The organism is Pseudomonas sp. UBA7530 (assembly GCF_002479365.1).
In the GTDB taxonomy this organism is placed as follows: domain Bacteria; phylum Pseudomonadota; class Gammaproteobacteria; order Pseudomonadales; family Pseudomonadaceae; genus Aquipseudomonas.
The window spans coordinates 955,749-973,349 of the sequence record NZ_DLMS01000001.1; the positions used below are offsets into that span (position 1 = coordinate 955,749).

At 62.8% G+C, this 17,601-nt stretch carries 21 protein-coding genes; 6 read left to right on the top strand and 15 right to left on the bottom strand.

Annotated elements, in window-relative coordinates; all coding sequences use genetic code 11:
- Nucleotides 1-68: 68 nt before the first annotated feature.
- The 5 genes from B2U07_RS04575 to B2U07_RS04595 form a co-directional block, all read right to left on the bottom strand.
- The gene (locus tag B2U07_RS04575; RefSeq protein ID WP_212630123.1) at nt 69-1,382 is read right to left on the bottom strand and encodes a CitMHS family transporter; all 1,314 of its coding nucleotides are present in this window, start codon (nt 1,380-1,382) and stop codon (nt 69-71) included.
- Nucleotides 1,383-1,541: 159 nt separating this feature from the next.
- A complete protein-coding gene (locus tag B2U07_RS04580) occupies nt 1,542-2,285 on the bottom strand; it encodes an SDR family NAD(P)-dependent oxidoreductase (RefSeq protein ID WP_275544538.1) in 744 nt (247 codons plus the stop codon).
- Between the two features lie 61 nt (nt 2,286-2,346).
- Complete coding sequence (locus tag B2U07_RS04585; protein WP_275544537.1) at nt 2,347-2,694, bottom strand: hypothetical protein; 348 nt, start codon at nt 2,692-2,694, stop codon at nt 2,347-2,349.
- Nucleotides 2,695-2,860: 166 nt separating this feature from the next.
- Nucleotides 2,861-3,385: a DUF3087 domain-containing protein gene (locus tag B2U07_RS04590; protein ID WP_275544536.1), complete on the bottom strand. Its 525-nt coding sequence runs from the start codon at nt 3,383-3,385 to the stop codon at nt 2,861-2,863.
- Between the two features lie 111 nt (nt 3,386-3,496).
- The gene (locus tag B2U07_RS04595; RefSeq protein WP_161866538.1) at nt 3,497-4,324 is read right to left on the bottom strand and encodes an AraC family transcriptional regulator; all 828 of its coding nucleotides are present in this window, start codon (nt 4,322-4,324) and stop codon (nt 3,497-3,499) included.
- A gap of 121 nt (nt 4,325-4,445) precedes the next feature.
- Here B2U07_RS04595 and B2U07_RS04600 point away from each other — a divergent pair, with 121 nt between their 5' ends.
- On the top strand, nt 4,446-4,964 hold the full coding sequence (locus tag B2U07_RS04600) for a carboxymuconolactone decarboxylase family protein (protein ID WP_212630119.1): 519 nt from the start codon (nt 4,446-4,448) through the stop codon (nt 4,962-4,964).
- Between the two features lie 18 nt (nt 4,965-4,982).
- Nucleotides 4,983-5,237, top strand: a complete 255-nt coding sequence (gene grxC / locus B2U07_RS04605) for a glutaredoxin 3 (RefSeq protein ID WP_161866540.1) — start codon at nt 4,983-4,985, stop codon at nt 5,235-5,237.
- A gap of 163 nt (nt 5,238-5,400) precedes the next feature.
- Here the strand turns inward: grxC and B2U07_RS04610 are convergent, their stop codons facing one another.
- Nucleotides 5,401-6,849: an alpha/beta hydrolase gene (locus B2U07_RS04610; protein WP_296276006.1), complete on the bottom strand. Its 1,449-nt coding sequence runs from the start codon at nt 6,847-6,849 to the stop codon at nt 5,401-5,403.
- A gap of 151 nt (nt 6,850-7,000) precedes the next feature.
- On the opposite strand from B2U07_RS04610, the gene B2U07_RS04615 reads away from it, so the two are divergent.
- The 4 genes from B2U07_RS04615 to arsH are packed head-to-tail and all read left to right on the top strand — an operon-like array spanning nt 7,001 to nt 9,833.
- Nucleotides 7,001-7,357 (top strand): metalloregulator ArsR/SmtB family transcription factor, encoded by a 357-nt coding sequence (locus B2U07_RS04615; protein ID WP_161866542.1) that lies wholly within the window; start codon nt 7,001-7,003, stop codon nt 7,355-7,357.
- 9 nt (nt 7,358-7,366) lie between these two features.
- Nucleotides 7,367-8,650 carry an arsenic transporter gene (locus B2U07_RS04620; RefSeq protein ID WP_212630117.1) on the top strand — a complete coding sequence of 428 codons (1,284 nt, stop codon included), beginning with the start codon at nt 7,367-7,369 and terminating at the stop codon, nt 8,648-8,650.
- A 15-nt stretch (nt 8,651-8,665) separates the two neighbouring features.
- Nucleotides 8,666-9,136, top strand: coding sequence for an arsenate reductase ArsC (locus tag B2U07_RS04625; RefSeq protein WP_275544534.1), 471 nt, complete (start codon nt 8,666-8,668; stop codon nt 9,134-9,136).
- 10 nt (nt 9,137-9,146) lie between these two features.
- On the top strand, nt 9,147-9,833 hold the full coding sequence (gene arsH, locus B2U07_RS04630; RefSeq protein ID WP_275544533.1) for an arsenical resistance protein ArsH: 687 nt from the start codon (nt 9,147-9,149) through the stop codon (nt 9,831-9,833).
- Nucleotides 9,834-9,903: 70 nt separating this feature from the next.
- On the opposite strand, the gene B2U07_RS04635 is transcribed toward arsH, so the two are convergent.
- The 9 genes from B2U07_RS04635 to B2U07_RS04675 all read right to left on the bottom strand — a co-directional run bounded on the left by B2U07_RS04635 (nt 9,904) and on the right by B2U07_RS04675 (nt 17,568).
- Nucleotides 9,904-10,266, bottom strand: a complete 363-nt coding sequence (locus tag B2U07_RS04635) for a hypothetical protein (RefSeq protein WP_275544532.1) — start codon at nt 10,264-10,266, stop codon at nt 9,904-9,906.
- Nucleotides 10,267-10,446: 180 nt separating this feature from the next.
- A complete protein-coding gene (locus tag B2U07_RS04640; protein ID WP_275544531.1) occupies nt 10,447-10,719 on the bottom strand; it encodes a hypothetical protein in 273 nt (90 codons plus the stop codon).
- A 367-nt stretch (nt 10,720-11,086) separates the two neighbouring features.
- Entirely contained in the window at nt 11,087-12,043 is a 957-nt protein-coding gene (gene cyoE / locus B2U07_RS04645) for a heme o synthase (protein ID WP_296276014.1), read from the bottom strand.
- Complete coding sequence (cyoD, locus tag B2U07_RS04650; protein ID WP_074675324.1) at nt 12,043-12,378, bottom strand: cytochrome o ubiquinol oxidase subunit IV; 336 nt, start codon at nt 12,376-12,378, stop codon at nt 12,043-12,045. Before cyoD ends, cyoE begins: the two co-directional genes overlap by 1 nt.
- A complete protein-coding gene (gene cyoC / locus B2U07_RS04655) occupies nt 12,379-13,005 on the bottom strand; it encodes a cytochrome o ubiquinol oxidase subunit III (RefSeq protein WP_296276018.1) in 627 nt (208 codons plus the stop codon).
- A 2-nt stretch (nt 13,006-13,007) separates the two neighbouring features.
- On the bottom strand, nt 13,008-14,996 hold the full coding sequence (cyoB, locus tag B2U07_RS04660) for a cytochrome o ubiquinol oxidase subunit I (protein WP_296276020.1): 1,989 nt from the start codon (nt 14,994-14,996) through the stop codon (nt 13,008-13,010).
- Nucleotides 14,997-14,998: 2 nt separating this feature from the next.
- Nucleotides 14,999-15,916, bottom strand: coding sequence for a ubiquinol oxidase subunit II (gene cyoA / locus B2U07_RS04665; protein ID WP_296276022.1), 918 nt, complete (start codon nt 15,914-15,916; stop codon nt 14,999-15,001).
- Between the two features lie 816 nt (nt 15,917-16,732).
- Nucleotides 16,733-17,308 (bottom strand): DUF6436 domain-containing protein, encoded by a 576-nt coding sequence (locus tag B2U07_RS04670; RefSeq protein WP_296276024.1) that lies wholly within the window; start codon nt 17,306-17,308, stop codon nt 16,733-16,735.
- Nucleotides 17,305-17,568 carry a hypothetical protein gene (locus B2U07_RS04675; RefSeq protein ID WP_161866554.1) on the bottom strand — a complete coding sequence of 88 codons (264 nt, stop codon included), beginning with the start codon at nt 17,566-17,568 and terminating at the stop codon, nt 17,305-17,307. Before B2U07_RS04675 ends, B2U07_RS04670 begins: the two co-directional genes overlap by 4 nt.
- Nucleotides 17,569-17,601 lie beyond the last annotated feature (33 nt).

Consider the following 17,601-nt stretch of genomic DNA (forward strand, 5'->3'; position numbering starts at 1 on the left):
CGTGTGCAACCTTAAGTGAACAGCATTACGAGCAAACCCGGGCGCGTGCAGTACACGCTGAGTTTGGTCTAGAACATGCCCAGCGCCCAGGCGGCGCCGAACAGCACCAGTGAGAAGCCCCACATCCACCACAGCGAGTAACGGATGTGCCGGCCCAGATCCAGCCCGGCCAGGCCCAGAGCCAGCCACAACGCCGGCGAGAACGGACTGATGAAGGTGCCGATGATATTGCCGATGATCAGCGCATAGACCACGCTGGCCGGCTCCACACCATGTCCCGCAACCACTTCCAGGGTCACCGGCAGCAGGCCGAAGTAATAGGCGTCGGTGCTAAGCAGTAGCTCCATCGGCAGGCCGAACAGGCCGAGCACGATATGCATCTGGCCCACCAGAGAGGCTGGCAGCACGCCGGCGAGATCCTGGGCGATGGAAGTGAGCATGCCGGTGCCGGTGAAAATGCCGAGCATCGACCCCGCCGCCAGAATGATCATGCCCATGCTCAGGGCGGCCGGCGCATGCGCGGCGATGCGCTGCATCTGCGCCTTGCCGCCACGGTAGTTGAGCAACAGCGCCAGCGACAGCCCGATCATGAATACATAGCCGGCCGGCAGGATTCCGGTGAACAGCGCCACCAGTACCAGCAGGAACAGCGCCGCGTTGACCCACAGCAGTTGCGGGCGCTCCAGTTCACGCTCCTCGTCGCTGGGCGTGGTATGCAGGTCGCCACTGGTATCCACCAGCACGCCCTCGTCGCTGCTGTTGCCAGCGGCGATGCGGCGTTGTTCACGTACGCCCAGCAAGGCAGCCAGGGCGATCAACAGCACCACGCCGATGCCCTGAATGACGATCAGCGGACGCCACAATTCGGTGACGTCGATACCCGTAACCGCCGCGGCGCGCCCCAACGGCCCGGCCCAGGGCACCATATTGAAGATACCGGCGCCCAGCGCCAACAACAGCAGCATCAGATAGGGGCTCATGCGCAGCTGCTTGTATAGCGGCAACAGCGCGGGAACGGTAAGCAGGAAGGTGGTGGCGCCAGCGCCATCGAGGTGCGCCAGCATGCCGATGATGGCCGTGGCCACGGTGACGGCGATGACGTTGCCGCGGGTCAGTCGCACCATGCCGCCGATCAATGGGCGGAACAGCCCGGTGTCCTGCAGCACGCCGAAAAAGGTGATGGCAAACACGAACATGGTGGCGATCGCCGTCACGCGGCCGATGCCATCGGTGAAGAAACCGGAAATTGCCTCCGGGCCGAAACCCGCGGCCAAGGCGCCGAGCAGCGGCACCACGATCAACGGCAGAACAGGCGACATGCGCCCGATGAGCAACAGCACAACCAGGCTGCAAATGGTCAACAGGCCAATCAGGGTCAACAAACCGCTTTCTCCTCTTTTTCTTGTAAGCACGCGAAAGGCGCGTGGGGAGGCTAAGAGGCGAACCTTTCAATAACCTTTAAGCGTTGGCCACGAGGTTGAGCAAATGTCAGGGGATATGTCGCGCAGTCGGGGCGGCAGCCATGCCCGCCCCTGAACCGCTCACTGCAGGGTATAGCCCTTGTCCACCACCCAATCCTGACCATAGACGCCGCGTGCTCCGTTGCCCAGCTGGAACAGCACCACTTCGGCGATCGCCTGCGGTTCGAGGAACTCACCATTGACCAGGCGCTTGTTCACTTCACTGGCGACACCCGCCAGAGCATCCTCGGCCAAGCCCAGACTGCTCCAAATCGGCGTCGCCGTCGGTCCCGGCGAAACCAGATTGAGCCGCAGCCCTTCGCCGGCATGTTCCAGTGCCAGGCTGCGCACCAGCGCCGACAACGCTGCCTTGCTGGCGATGTATCCACCGAGCCCGGCGAAACCAAGCTGGCGCAGGAACGTACTGATGAACACCACGGACGCCGGCCGCGCCAGATGCGGCTTGATCACCTCGAAGGTATTCACCGCGCCAGCGCCGTTGATCCGCCACTGCTGCTCGAATGCCTGCATGTCGCCGCCCGGCGCGAGCCGCGCGATACCGGCATTGGGCACCAGATAATCCACGGCACCGAGTCGCCCGGCCCGCTCGGCCAGTGCGTGCAGAGAGTCGATATCGGTGACGTCGCCGGCGCACCAGTGCAGCTGCTCGGGGTAAGACGCCTGCAACGCGGCCAGTGCACCGAGGCGCCGCGAGAAGGCAAGCACTCGCGCACTGCGCTGCAGCAACAGATCGCACACAGCCAGCCCAATACCCGAGCTGGCCCCGGTCACGACCGCCAGACGGCCCTGAAAATTCGTATTCATGAAAAGTCCTCGAAGCGAAAAAGTGAATGCGGTGGCTGAGTAACCTCCCAGCCAAATCGGTTTACTGAGCCAGCAGACGGATACCGTTCATTTCCACTTGCTGGCCCAACTCGAAGCGCTCATTAGGCGAGCGCACCCACTGTTCGCGACCGTCTTCATGACGCACGACATAGGCAGTACCGCTGTTGCCACTGGCGGACTGAACCTGAGCTCCGGACCAAAGCCCGGCGGCAGCGCCAACCAGCGCACCGACGGGGCCGCCAGCCGCAGCGCCGAGCATCAGGCCGGACAGGCCACCGAAGCCGGCGCCGATGGAGTTTTCCTCACGCTCGGCGACCACTTCGGCAGCCTGCAAGACACTGGTGGCCGCAAGGCCAAGGGAAAAAGCGAGCAAGGCAAGGGGTTTCATCTGATTTTCTCCTGTAATAGGCATTGCACCCGGAGATAGTCAGATCTCGTGCCACATATTTTTATCTTTAAAAACAAATAGATAGAAAAATAAAGGTACTAATGACAGCAGAAAAGAAAAGTCAAAATAACAGCAAATAAGTCATTGTGACTCGATAACGAAGTGTTCAGTTGAAGGACTTTACCCACTCCAACGAGGCAGGATCGAACCGCGTCTGCTGGATATCCAGCCCACGCTGCTGCATCGCCTCGCGGTGGTCGTCGATCTCGCGCACCATCTGGCTCAGCTCACTGGAATTGCCGTCGAGCTGGTGCATCTGGGTGACCCCCAGGTGATAGAAACGCAGCAGTTTCATCGCGCTTTCATCCCCCTGCGCCACACCCGCCTTGACGTGATGCATGACGTTGGTGATGCGCATCAGGCTGCGTTTGAGCCGCCAGCCATAAACGGCCGGTGCCATGAATGGCCGCGACCATAGCTGCTGGCGCACCAGGGCGACGGTAAGCATCAGACCCGCTGCCACACCGAGCAGGTTCCACTTGAAGTTGTCGCCACCGGGCGTGCCGAACACCTGCGTACTCAGCGTGGCGCAGAGCATGGCCAGCGCCACGAAGACGACCGCGATCACCATCGTGCTGCGGCGTGTCTGCTGGCGGTAATAGGCGGGGTCGATGGCTTGGATTTCGAACATGGCGCGACTCTCGAAGCAGGCAGCGTGGGGCGCCACCATGCACTATCGGGGCACTGTGGTCGAGCCCGATCAGCAGCCCGATTGCCGCAGATCAAAGCTGCCGCGTGATACTCAACCGCCCTGCTTCAGCCACTCACTGGGGCTCGTTCCCACCTTGCGGCGAAACGCGCGGGCCAGGGCCGAGGGGCTTTCGTAGCCGACCTCATCGGCGATCAGTGCCATGGGCCTGCCTTCACGCAGGCGCTTCTGCGCCAGGCTGACACGCCAGCCCACCAGATAATCGGCCGGCGTAGCGCCTACCACCTGGTGAAAATACGCAGCGAAACTGGCCCGCGACATGCCGGCCAGCGCAGCCAACTCGGCCACCGACCAGCCATGTTGCGGCTTCTCATGCATCCGATTGAGCGCGCGCGCCAGGCGCGGTTCGGCAAGGCCCGCGATCATCCCCGAGGCCAGTTCGCGATTGTTCATCAGATGGCGCAGCAGCTGGATTACCATCAGCTCGAAAAGGCGGTTCAGCACCAGTTCACGCCCGCAATCCTCCCCCGCCGCCTCGGCGAACAGCCAGTCCAGGCAACCGCTCAGACTCGGCAGTTCGCGCAAGGGTTTGACGATGGCCCCGGGCAGCGACCGCGACAGCGGATTGTCGATGCCACCATCGAAGGCCAGGGTGGCGCAGACCAGTTCGGCGCCGTCGGCCTCGCTGGCGCTCATCTGGTGCAGGCGCGGCCTGGCCACCAGCATCAGGCTCGGCTCGGCCAGATGCAGTTCGCGGCCATCGCCCTCGCGAAAGCTCATGCGCCCGGCACGCAGCAGGTGGATGTAACCGTGCGGCTCATGCTCGCCATGGCTGCTGGTGCCGCAGAAGCCACCACGGTGGAAGGTGCTGGCGTGCAGATTGAAGTGATGCAGCAGGCTGGACAGGCGATCCATGGTCATTTCGCACTCTTGGACGATCTGTCGCATAACATCGACGATCTGAATCCGAAAGGCCAGCTCGCTTCAATAATCTGGCTCCAGGCTTGAACGACAAGCTCACCATCAAGACTGGAGACTCACCATGACTCGCATCGCCGCACTGCCCTTCGAACAAACCGCTGCCAGCGCCCAGGCGCAACTGGAAGGCATCCGCAAGGGCCTCGGTTTCATCCCCAACACCTTCGCCACCCTGGCCAATGCCCCGGCCGCGCTGAGCGGCTACCTGGCGCTGTCCCAGGCCCTCGGCAAAGGCACATTGAACGCCAGGGCGCGCGAAGTGGTGGCGCTGGCCAGCTCGCAGGTCAACGGCTGCGACTACTGCCTGGCCGCACACACCCTGTTCGCCGGCAAGGCCGGTTTGAGCGAGGCAGACATTCGCAGCGCCCGCAATGGCGAGTTCGATGCCGTGGCGCGCCTGGCCCGGCAGGTCATCGACAGCCGTGGCCGCATCAGCGATGCGCAGCTGCAAGCCGCGCGCGATGCCGGGCTGAGCGAGGCCGCTATCGTCGAGGTGGTAGCCAACGTCGCCCTGATGACGCTGACCAATTACCTCAACAACCTGGCCGAAACCGTTGTCGACTTTCCACCAGTAGCCGTCTGATGACGCCGGAGGTCCACCATGCAAGCCGTCACCCTCTACACCACTGCGTACTGCCCCTACTGCATCAATGCCAAGGCGCTGCTGACGCGCAAGGGCGTGACCTACGAGGAGATCGATGTGAGCCGCTCGCCCGAGCTGATGGCGCAAATGCTGCAGCGCAGCAAGCGCCGCAGCGTGCCGCAGATCTTCATCGGCGAGCAGCATGTCGGTGGCTTCGATGATCTGGCCGCGCTAGAGCGTGCAGGCAAGCTGGACGCGCTGCTGCAAGACTGAGCGCTGACGGCCGGCCTGGTGGGCGGCCACCGCCCCGCTGGTCGCCGCTATCAACGCGCGCCTGTTGCCGCGATGGCCAGCAGCGATCGGCAGGCACGCCCCGCGGCCGGTGTTCGCACCCATAAAAGGGGCAGGAACGCATGCTGGCCGCCCACCTCGGCGCTCACTCCAAGTGCTCGTCGATGCGCTGCAGCAGGTAGTCGTAGAAGGGGTTGGAAGTTGCCCGTTGCAGACTGTCCAACCCCACCACCAGCACGCCATGTTCACCACGCGGCGCCAGGGTGCCGAGCGATACGCCATAGGATTCATCCGATGCCGGGTCGCTTCCGTACAACGGATCGCTCGGCGGGAAAGGCAAGGCCACATGCGACAGCGAGAACAGCTGACTCGGATAGTCCACGCCCAGCGGCTGACGCTGAACCTGCTGGCTACCTGCGGCGATACGTCGGGCCTCGACTGCACGGCCCCGCTCGGTGACCACGCCGACCACGGTCAGGTCGTAGTCACGCCGAGCCGTTGGCAACAGTTGCTCCAGCAATCCGCTCATATCGGCTCGCAACAGGGAGCTGGCTGCCTGCGAGCGATTGATATCGAACACCACCAGCTCGCTGTCGTTGGCCGGCAGGCGCGCGAACAGCTGGCGCACCACCGCGGGCGTGCTCACGGTGCTGTCGGCCAGTGATTGCAGGGCCAGCACCGGTGGCAGCCGCGACAGACGGCCATCGGCCTCGGCAGCATCGAAGGCGCTCTGCACCTCGCGGGTCAACTCGTAGGTCTGCCGCGCCGCCTGCACCGGGAAGGAGTTGTACTTGAACGGATTGAACTCCGGCAGCACGTTCATCCACGCCGACTTGGCGAAGGCCGGTAGCACCGCTGGCAGAGCCGCCAAGCCGGCGTAACGCGCGTAACTGGTGACACCGATCATCGGCGAGATCAGTACCAGGCGTTGCGGCATGGCCAGACGCTCATCCTCCAGCGCCGCCAGACTGTAGCGCAGCGCCAGAGCCCCGCCATTGGAGTAGCCGACCAGATACAGCGGCCCGTCCGGTACCTGACGCCGCGCCTCGCGCACAGCCAGGCGCGTGGTGGCCAGCCATTGCTCCCAATGCGCAGCGGTGAGCGCCGCCGGCACCGTGCCATGGCCGGGCATGCGCGGCACCACGGCGAGCAGCCCCCGCTCGCTCAGATGCCGCGCGATATGGCGCAGGCTGTAGGGCGAGTCGGTCAGGCCGTGCAGCAACACCACCACGCCTCGCGCCGGGCCCGAAGGCGGCAGGATGAAGGAACGGTTCCAGTCATGCGGCAGATTGCCGGGGTAGACCGGGCTGTCGCTGGCATAACGGCTGTATGGCGCCGTGCCGGAGACCGTGACCGGCTCGATCAGATCACGTTGCAGGCGCTCGAAAAGGGCCGCCTCGGCAGCCAGGTAGGCCTGCCAGTCGCCCTCATCCAGCTCGCTGACCTCCAGCTCCTGCGGCACCAGGCGGTGCCAGGGCTCCAACTCGGGCAATGCCGACAGCCCGGCGATACGAATGCCGAGCAAGGCCACCAGGATCAACAACAGCACCACCAGCGTCCAGGCCATCACGTTGCGCATGCGCGGTAAACGCATCAAGCGCCTCCCTTGAAATCTCTGGCCGGGAAAATCCGTCCCGGCGACCGGCTCGGGGACTGTAGTGCAAAGCCCCGACGAGCTCCACCGGGTTTGCCTTACACATATGGATTTTCGTATATTCGGCAAACCACATATTTGGGCTCCGCCAATGTCCGATCAACTGTCCCCACCCGCACTGTTCAAATCCCTGGCCGACGAAACCCGCGCACGTGCCGTACTGCTGATCGTCGAGCAAGGTGAGCTATGCGTATGCGAGCTGGTCTGCGCATTGGCCGACAGCCAGCCGAAGATCTCACGTCACCTGGCGCAACTGCGCACGAGCGGCCTGCTGCAGGACCGCCGCCAGGGCCAATGGGTGTACTACCGCCTGGCGCCGGATCTGCCGCAATGGGTGCGTGACGTGCTGGCCGCCACCCTAGCTGCCAACCGCACCTGGCTGCAGCAGGATGCCAGCCGTCTCGCCAACATGGGCGACCGCCCTGCCCGCCTCGCCACTTGCTGTTGAGAAGCCCACATGCTTATCGCCGCCGCCATCTTCGTCTTCACTCTGATTCTGGTCATCTGGCAACCGCGCGGCCTTGGCGTCGGCTGGAGTGCCTCGCTCGGCGCGGTGCTGGCCCTGCTCACCGGAGTGGTCAGCCCCGGCGACATTCCCACCGTGTGGGACATCGTGTGGAACGCGACCTTCACCTTCATCGCCCTGATCATCATCAGCCTGCTGCTGGATGAGGCCGGCTTCTTCGAGTGGGCTGCGCTGCACATGGCGCGCTGGGCCGGCGGCCATGGCGCACGCCTGTTCGCCCTGTGCATTCTGCTCGGCGCAGCGGTATCGGCGCTGTTCGCCAACGACGGCGCCGCGCTGATCCTCACGCCCATCGTCATTTCCATGCTGCTGGCGCTGCGCTTCTCGCCGGCCTCGACCCTGGCCTTCGTCATGGCCGCCGGCTTCATTGCCGATACCGCCAGCCTGCCACTGGTGGTGTCGAACCTGGTCAACATCGTCTCGGCCGACTACTTCGGCATAGGCTTCGGCGCCTACGCCGCGGTGATGGTGCCAGTGAATCTGGTCAGCGTGACCGCCACCCTGGGCATGCTCTGGCTGTTCTTCCGCCGCGACATTCCTGCGCGCTATGCCGTAGGCAGCCTACCGGCGCCGCGTGAGGCGATCCGCGATCCACACACCTTCATCGCCGGCTGGATCGTCCTGCTGGTGCTGCTGCTCGGTCTGTTCGCGCTGGAGCCGCTGGGCATCCCGATCAGCGCGATTGCTGCAGTGTGCGCGGCGGTGCTGTTCGGCGTGGCCGTGCGCGGCCATCACATCGCCACGGCCAAGGTGCTGCGCGGTGCGCCATGGCAGGTGGTGGTGTTCTCGCTGGGCATGTATCTGGTGGTCTACGGCCTGAGCAACGCCGGCCTCACGGCGGACCTCACCACCCTGCTCGACGCGCTGGCTGCGCAAGGCATCTGGGCCGCCGCCATCGGCACCGGCCTGCTCAGCGCCCTGCTCTCCTCGATCATGAACAACATGCCCAGCGTACTGATCGGCGCTCTGGCCATCGACGCCAGCCAGGCCAGCGGCCTGGTACGTGAGGCAATGGTCTACGCCAATGTGATTGGCTGCGACCTCGGCCCCAAGATCACCCCCATTGGCAGCCTGGCCACCCTGCTCTGGCTGCACGTGTTGGCCCGCAAGGGCATCCGTATTACCTGGGGCTATTACTTCAGGGTCGGCATCATCCTCACCCTGCCGATCCTCCTGCTGACTCTTGCCGCTCTGGCCCTGCGCCTGAGCCTCTGACCCGGAGCCTTCCTGATGAAAGTCTTGTTCATGTGCACGGCCAACAGCTGCCGCAGCATTCTCTCCGAGGCGCTGTTCAACCATATTGCCCCGCCCGGCTATCAGGCCGTCAGCTCCGGCAGTTTCCCCCGCGGCCAGGTACTGCCGCGCAGCCTGAGCACCCTGGAGGCGGCCGGCATCTCCACCGCCGGCCTGTCGAGCAAGGGCAACGAGGCCTTCGAAGATAGCCCGCCGGACATTGTCATCACCGTCTGCGACAAGGCCGCCGGCGAGGCCTGCCCGGTGTATTTCGGCCCGGCGCTGAAGGCGCACTGGGGCCTGGAAGATCCTTCCCACGTGGAAGGCGATGAGACCACCATCGACGCAGCCTTCCACGCCACCCTGGCGCATATCGAGCGGCGCTGCCGCGCCTTCCTCGCCCTGCCGTTGCGCAACCTGAGCCGCGCCGAGCTGCAGCAGGCACTGAACCAGATCGGCGAATTGTAAGGAGAATCGCATGAGCGATCTGCCCAACCTCGACAGCGACCTGCTGCCAGCGGCCGCCCCCAGCGACGCCCCGGCGCCGCGCATCCTGCTGCTGTACGGCTCCAACCGCGAGCGCTCGTTCAGCCGCCTGCTGATCGAAGAAGCCGCGCTCCTGCTCCAGCACCTGGGCGCCGAGACACGCATCTTCGACCCGTCCGGCCTGCCCCTGCCGGACGATGCCCCGGTGGAGCACCCCAAGGTGCATGAACTGCGCGAGCTGATGCAGTGGTCGGAAGGCCAGGTGTGGTGCTCACCGGAACGCCACGGCGCCATGTCGGCGGTGTTCAAGGCGCAGATCGACTGGGTGCCGCTGGCCATGGGCGCGGTGCGTCCGACCCAGGGCAAGACCCTCGCCGTGCTGCAGGTGTGCGGCGGCTCGCAGTCGTTCAACGTGGTCAACCAGCTGCGCGTGCTCGGCCGCTGGATGCGCATGTTCACCATCCCCAACCAGTCCTCGGTACCGAAGGCCTTCCTCGAATTCGGCGACGACAACCGCATGAAACCCTCGCCCTACTACGACCGCCTGGTGGATGTGATGGAAGAGCTGATGCGCTTCACCTGGCTGCTGCGCGACCACCCGGAACTGGTGGATCGCTACTCAGAACGCAAGGAGTCGGCCGAGGAGCTGATGCAGCGGGTCAATCAGAACAGTATCTGAGACGGTAGGAGGCGCTTTAGCGGCGACAATCGCGGCTAAAGCCGCTCCTACGGAATCGAGTGCAGGCTGATCAGGCGGCCGCGACGTAGAGTGGCGAGGCGGCCAAATACAGCACGACCAGCAGCACGCTCAGGATCAGCGCATTGAGTTGAATTCGCCGGACCTTGCTCAGGCCGGCAAACTCCTTGGCGACGCTCAACACGAAGATGGCGCCTACCACGAGCATGGCCGGCATGGAGACCAGCGTGTCGGCCAGCCAGCTGTTCATCAGTCGCTCGCTGCTCGGGTAGAGCTCCTGACTGATCGCCATGTAGCTGGGCCTGGCGCTGGCCATGCCCCAGTAGGCTGCCAAGGTGATCAACTGCAGCAGGAGCAATGCCAGATTGCACAGCGTCTTCAAGCGCGGAAAACGGCCGAGATCACGGTTAGCCACAGAGCATGCTCCCATTCTGGGTCTGCCACACCGTTTCGCGCCGATACTGATGGCCACGATCGTCCATTACATGTTCCCTATGCTGGCGAGGATCAACCGCAAAGCTTGAACCAATGCACCCCGATTTACCATGAAGAGGCATACAAACAGCCTCGTGCCTGGATGTCCAAAAGCATCAACCTAGCTGCCGCACAATCCTCCATCAGAGAACGGACAGATGACCATGTAGGAAATAAGAAATACAGGAATGGCTACAACTGCAACCACCACAGAGACAGCGCCAAGAGCAAGTTGCTCGCCCACACCGGGCTCTGACTTTGGCGTGTCTTGCTGGCAGCTCTCTACCTCATGGCATGTCTGCACAGCTTCCGGCTTTTGCTCGTTCTGTCGCTGAGCACAGCCCATCAGGCTGACTATCAACAACGCAACCAACAATGAACGCAACAACGCCATGGAACCTCCCTGTCAATCTACTGAGCACCTTCCGCTACGCATGGTTTTTCCATGCTTGCAGATAGCACGCCTCTGTCCCTACGAGGAGCGAGCACCGTAGTTCAGATGCAATCTGCCAGCAAGACCATCTCTGGCGAACTAACTCACAGAGTCGCCACAACAAATGCAAATGCTGCCGGTTTGGGGAAGGGAAAAGAAAGGGAGATACATGGACAGCCCGAAGGCCATCCACGCTTACGCTCAACCACAGGGTGGATCACGCTTCATCGATCCACCTGTGGTGAATGTAAAGAGCGGTATTACAGTCCCCGTGGGAGGCGATTCAGCGGCGACAGTCGCGGCTGAAGCCCCTCCCACAGGGCCGAGGTCAGATACCGGCGACCACCGCGCAGATGCCCTGCGCGCTGCCGGCGAACTGGCTGCACAGGTGATTGATGGAGGTCACCAATACCTGTTCGGGCGAGGAGATGAAATCCACCGACATCATCACGCTGAGCATGGTGATGCTGATGATGGAGAAGGTGAACAGCTTGCGCGCCCACACTCGATCATCGACAGCCTTGTAGCCCGATACGCCCATCCACAGCCAGTAGGCACCGCTCAGCGCGGCGACCACGAAGTAGCTGTAGCCGGCGTAGCCGCTGAGCGTCAGCATCAGGGTCGCGACCACGAAGGCGGCGATGTACAGCACGATCTGCCGCTTGGCCGCCGAAATCCCCTTGATGACGGGCAGCACCGGGATGTTCGCGGCCTGGTAGTCATTGAAACGGAAGATGGCGATGGCATAGGAATGCGGCATCTGCCACAGGCTGAAGATCAACAACAGGATGGCGGCGCCAGCATCGAACTCGTTGCTCACCGCGCAGTAGCCAACCACGGGCGGGGCCGCCCCGGACAGGCTACCGACCAGGGTGCCGTACACCGAGCCACGCTTGAGCCACAGGCTGTAGAGGCCGACATAGACCACGAAGCCCATGAGCACCAGCATCACCGCCAGGGTATTGGTGGCGGCATACAGCACGGCCACCCCCGCCACACCCAGCACGCAGGCATAGACGATGGCGTGCACAGGGGACACCAGCCCCTGCGCCAGCACCCGGTTACGGGTGCGCTCCATCTTCTGGTCGATGTCCCGATCGATGTAGTTGTTGAACACGCAGCCTGAGGCGATCACCAGGGAAACCCCCAGCGCTGTCGCGAAGTACAGCGCCAGGTTCGCATCGCCGCGCGAAGCCAGGAAGAAACCGCCCGTCACGGAAATCAGATTGCCGAAGACGATGCCTGGCTTGGCGAGGTTGAGGTACTGCTTCAGGAGCGCCAGCATCAGTTGATCATCATGTGATAGTGCATGCTCCACATGATCCAGACCGACAGGCCGACCACGAACGCAATGATCAACACGGTGAAGATCATCGAAACGACGTTCCAGCGGCCTTCCGCGTCGGTCTTCATGTGTAGGAAGTACACGAGGTGGACGAGCACCTGCACCAGGCCGAAGAGCACCACGGTGATCAGGGTCGCGCCACGACTCAGGCCCAGCACTTCAGGATGCATGACCAGCATGAAAGGGATCACGGTGAGGATCACCGACAGGATGAAACCGGTCAGGTAATCCTTGAAGCCCACGGCGTGGGCGGCGTGATTGTCTTGGTGAGCCATTTACAGCACCCCCATCAGGTAGACGACGGTAAACACGCAGATCCACACCACGTCGAGGAAGTGCCAGAACAGGCTGAGCAGCCCCACGCGGGTCTTGTTGGTGTCGGTCAGGCCACGGCTGCCAACCTGGAACATCAGCACCAGCATCCACAGCAGGCCGGCACTGACGTGCAGGCCGTGGGTACCGACCAGGGTGAAGAAGGCCGACCAGTAGGCGCTGACCTGCGGCCCGGCACCTTCATGGATCAGGTGGCGGAACTCGTACAGCTCGATGCTGATAAAGGCCGCACCGAACAGGAAGGTGATGCCCAGCCAGCGCAGCACCGCGCCCTTGTCGCCACGGTAGGTGGCGAGCATGGCCATGCCGTAGGTGATGCTGGAGAACAGCAGCGCGAAGGTTTCCACCAGCACAAGGTGCAGGCCCGGGCTGAGCATTTCCTTGGCGGTGGGACCACCGGCGAAGGAATTGCTCAGCACCGCGAAGGTGGCGAACACCGTGGCGAAGACCAGCAGGTCGGTCATCAGGTAGACCCAGAAGCCGAACAGCTTGATCCCACTGGTGTCGTGGTGGTGCTCATGGCCGTGGCCATGAGCGTCATGTGGAAAATGGGGTTCGTAAGCGGTCATGGTTAGGCCTGTACGACTGCGTTGGCTTTGGTTTGGTGGTGCGCCTGCTCGATCCGCGCGATCTCTTCGGGCTGCACGTAGTAGTCGATGTCTTCGTCGTAGGAACGCACGATGAAGCTGACCGCGGCACCGGCCAGACCGACGATGGCCAGCCACCAGATATGCCAGATCATGGCGAAGCCGAAGGCGATGACGAACGCCGACACCACCAGGCCGTTACCGGTGTTCTTCGGCATGTGGATCGGCTCGTAGTGCTCCGGTGCAGGCATCAGCTCGACACCGTTCTTCTTCGCCTCATAGAAGGCGTCGATCTTGTCCGCCGTCGGGATGACCGCGAAGTTGTAGAACGGTGGCGGCGAGGACGTCGCCCACTCCAGGGTGCGGCCGTCCCAGGGGTCGCCGCTCACGTCGACGTTTTCCTTGCGCTTGATGTAGCTGGTGACGAACTGCACCACGGTGAAGACGATGCCGATACCGATCAGCACGGCGCCGACCACGGCCACCTGCACCCACGGCACCCAGGCCGGGTTGTCGAAGTGGTTCAGGCGACGGGTCATGCCCATGAAGCCCAGCACGTACAGCGGCATGAAGGCGAAGTAGAAGCCGATCAGCCAGCACCAGAAGGAGTAGCGGCCGAAGCGGTCGAGCAACTTGAAGCCGAAGGCTTTCGGGAACCAGTAGATGATGCCGGCCAGGTAGCCGAACACGGCGCCGCCGATGATCACGTTGTGGAAGTGGGCGATCAAGAACAGGCTGTTGTGCAGCACGAAGTCCGCCGCCGGCACCGCCATCAGCACACCGGTCATGCCGCCGATGGAGAAGGTCACGAGGAAGCCCAGGGTCATCCAGGTCATGGCGTTCAGTTGCAGGCGGCCACGGAAGATGGTGAACAGCCAGGTGAAGATCTTCACCCCGGTGGGGATGGCGATGATCGAGGTCATGATGCCGAAGAAGGCGTTGACGCTGGCCCCCGAGCCCATGGTGAAGAAGTGGTGCAGCCACACCACGAACGACAGCACGCCGATGGCCGCGGTCGCCCAGACCATCGAGGCATAGCCGAACAGGGTCTTGCGCGAGAAGGTCGCCACCACCTCGGAGAACACGCCGAACGCCGGCAGGATGAGGATGTACACCTCCGGGTGACCCCAGATCCAGAACAGGTTGGCGTACATCATCGGGTTGCCGCCCAGTTCATTGGTGAAGAAGTGGAAATCCAGGTAGCGGTCCAGCGACAGCATCGCCAGGGTCGCGGTCAGCGGAGGGAAGGCGCCGCAGATCAGCACGCAGGTCACCAGGATGGTCCAGGTGAAGATCGGCATCTTCATCAGGCTCATGCCCGGTGCACGCATCTTGAGGATGGTGGCGATGAAGTTGACCCCCGTCAGCGTCGTCCCCAAGCCCGATAGCTGCATGCTCCAGATGTAGTAATCCATCCCCACACCCGGACTGAACTTGATCCCCGATAACGGCGGATACGCCACCCAGCCGGTCTTGGCGAACTCGCCCAGGCCCAGCGACAGGTTGATCAGCAGCGCGCCACCGACGAACAGCCAGAAGCTCAGCGAGTTCAGGTAGGGGAAGGCCACGTCACGCGCGCCGATCTGCAGCGGCACGACGATGTTCATCAGGCCGGTGACCAAGGGCATGGCCACGAAGATCAGCATGATGATGCCGTGTGCGGTGAAGATCTGGTCATAGTGCTCGGGCGGCAGGTAGCCCTGCCCGTCACCGTGGGCCATCGCCAGGTGGGTCCGCATCATGATCGCATCGGCGAAGCCACGCACCAGCATGACCAGCGCGACGAGGATGTACATCACGCCGATTTTCTTGTGGTCCACCGAGGTGAGCCACTCGCTCCACAGGTAGCCCCACTTCTTGAAGTAGGTCACCGCCGCGAACAACGCCAGACCACCGAGCGCCACGACGGCCAGGGTGATCATGATGATTGGCTCGTGGTACGGAATCGCATCCAGAGTCAGTTTTCCAAACATATTCACTCCTGCACCTCCGCTGCTTCGTGCATGGCCGTGCTGTGGGAATCTTTCAGGGTCACGTACTGCCCGATCACCTTGTTGAACAGGTTCGGTTCGACCTGGCCGAAGTAACGGGTCGGGTAGACCGGGTAGCGGTGGTTGACCATTTCGCCGGGCTCGCCCACCTGCTTGAAGGTGGCGAAGTCCATGACCTCGGGCGATTGCTTGACCTGGTCGACCCACTGCGCGAACGCGTCGTCGCTGACCGAGTGGGTGGTGAAGCGCATGGCCGAAAAGCCTTCGCCGCTGAAGTTGCCGGACTGGCCGAAGAACTCGCCCTGTTCGTTGGCGATCAGGTTGAGCTGGGTACGCTGGCCGCCCATGGCGTAGATCATCCCGCCGAGCTGCGGGATCGACAGCGCGTTCATCACCGTGTCGGAGGTGATGTGGAAGGTCACCGGCGTCTTCTCCGGAATCACCAGCTCATTGACCACGGCCACGCCCTGGTCCGGGTAGATGAACAGCCATTTCCAGTCGAGCGAGACGACTTCGATGTTCAGCGCCGGCTTGTCCGATTCGATCGGGCGATAGGGGTCGAGCGAATGCGAGGTTTGCCAGATGATGACCGCCAGAACGGCGACGATGATCAGGGGAACGCCCCAGACGACCAGTTCGATCTTGTGCGAATGTGCCCAGTCGGGCATGTAGGTGGCCTTCTCGTTCGACTCGCGATAACGCCAGCCAAACAGGAAGGTCATGATGATCACGGGTACCACCACGATCAGCATGAGTCCGATGGAGATCAGGATCAGATTGCCCTGCTCGACACCGATCTGCCCTTTCGAGTTGAACAGTGCCCAGTCACATCCACCGAGCGCCGAGAAGGCAATCGCCATCACCAGCCAGCGCGCACAACGATGGTATTTCTCTTCTTTCATGTCACGACCTTCAACTGAGTGAGCCCACAGTCGGCTTCAGTTGCCGTGCGGCCCATCGAGTAAGAGGCCGGCAGCAAGAACTCAGAGCTTGAGCATCCGTGCAAGCGAAGCGGTAAACCGTGGGAAGCGCGGATGTTGCAGGCTTTGACAGCCCCGCACAATTAGTTAGCAGCCTACTTAGGCGCCGGTTGACCGCCTCTCCTCGACATATTTCGCAACATATACGCAATGATTTGAAACACTTTGCCGGAAGAAGCCGGCAAAGAGTCGGAGGGGTGCGACAAAAGACCACAGCCCCGGTTTAGAGCTTTTTGTCAGCAAATTGACAGGAATCAATGACACGAAAGATGCTGTCCGCCGGCAGCTAGCCAGAGCTTGACATTGAGGGAATTTCGAGATTTCGAATGCGTAGCTGAGGACCGTCAGCCTTGCCGAAAGGCTGAGCGCAGAGCGGGGTCAAGTAGAGACAGAGGACGGCTGGTGTTGTAGCCCGGATGTAATCCGGGGCCATCGAGGTCAGCCCAAAAGCATCGCGGCTGAAGCCGCTCCCACGGGAGCTGTGAGCGCCTGCAAAGTGAGCGGCATTTCGTTTCAGCCGCGATAGCTTCACCTAACCCACGCACACCCCGGAACGACTCGATATATGCCCCGGATTGCATCCGGGCTACGAACGGCGGCCGGCAGTGGCTTGTGTGGGAGGGGCTTTAGCCGCGAAGAGTATCGCGGCTAAAGCGCAAGCCCCTCCGCCGCTCCAGACTTTCAACTATCCCGTAGGAGCGGCTTCAGCCGCGATAGCTTTACCTACTGCCTACGCCACTACTTCCAGGCGCAATAACACCCCACCGCCAGGCCGCTGGCGAGGGACACATGGCGCCCCTGAGTCAGCGCATCCAGCACCGGCTCGACGAAGCTGTTGCTGGAGTTGCACACCAGCCCTTCGCTGTAAGGGCCGGCATAGGCCAGGTTGCCGTCGCGATCCCAGATCGCCAGCGCCGGGCTGGCCGGCAGCGCCTCCATGCCCTCGATGCCCGGCAGGGGCTTCATCCGCCCACGCAGAAACGGCGCGATCTCGCCCGTGCTGCCCGGCTTCTGCACGCTGTAGAACGCCACATCGGCATTGCGGTGCAGGCCGATCAGGTAGCGCAGGTGCGCGTCGGTTTCCGCGTTGCAGGGGCAATCCGGGTCCCAGAAGTGCACCACGCGAATCGGTCCAGGCCCGGCCAGCTCGGGCGGCAGTTTCAACTCGCCCTGACCGAAGATCACCGTCTGCTCGGCATAGGGCCGCAGGTAGGCAGCGCCGCTGAGCCACCAGATCAGCACCACGATCCCCAGCGCCAATACACAGAAGCCCACCACCAGATGCTTGAAGCTCAGGCGTTGCAGCAGGTTCATGGCTGATGGCCGAACTTGCGCAGGAACTGCTTCTCCATCTCCTGGCAACTCTCCTCGGTGAAGCTGCGTTCGGTGGCCTGCGCGCTCTTCCAGCAGGCCTCGATGGCCGCGCGCTCGCCAGCTTCGATCTCGGCGTCCTGCGGGCGGGTCATGATGTAGATCAGCCCCGCGAAAATCAGCACCACAAAGGCCAGGCCGGCCAGGAACAGGCCCAGGCAGCCACGGCGCCCCAGCCCGGATTTATCTTCACTTGCGCTCATCGTTCTCGGTTTCCGCATTCATCAGTGGTTGGC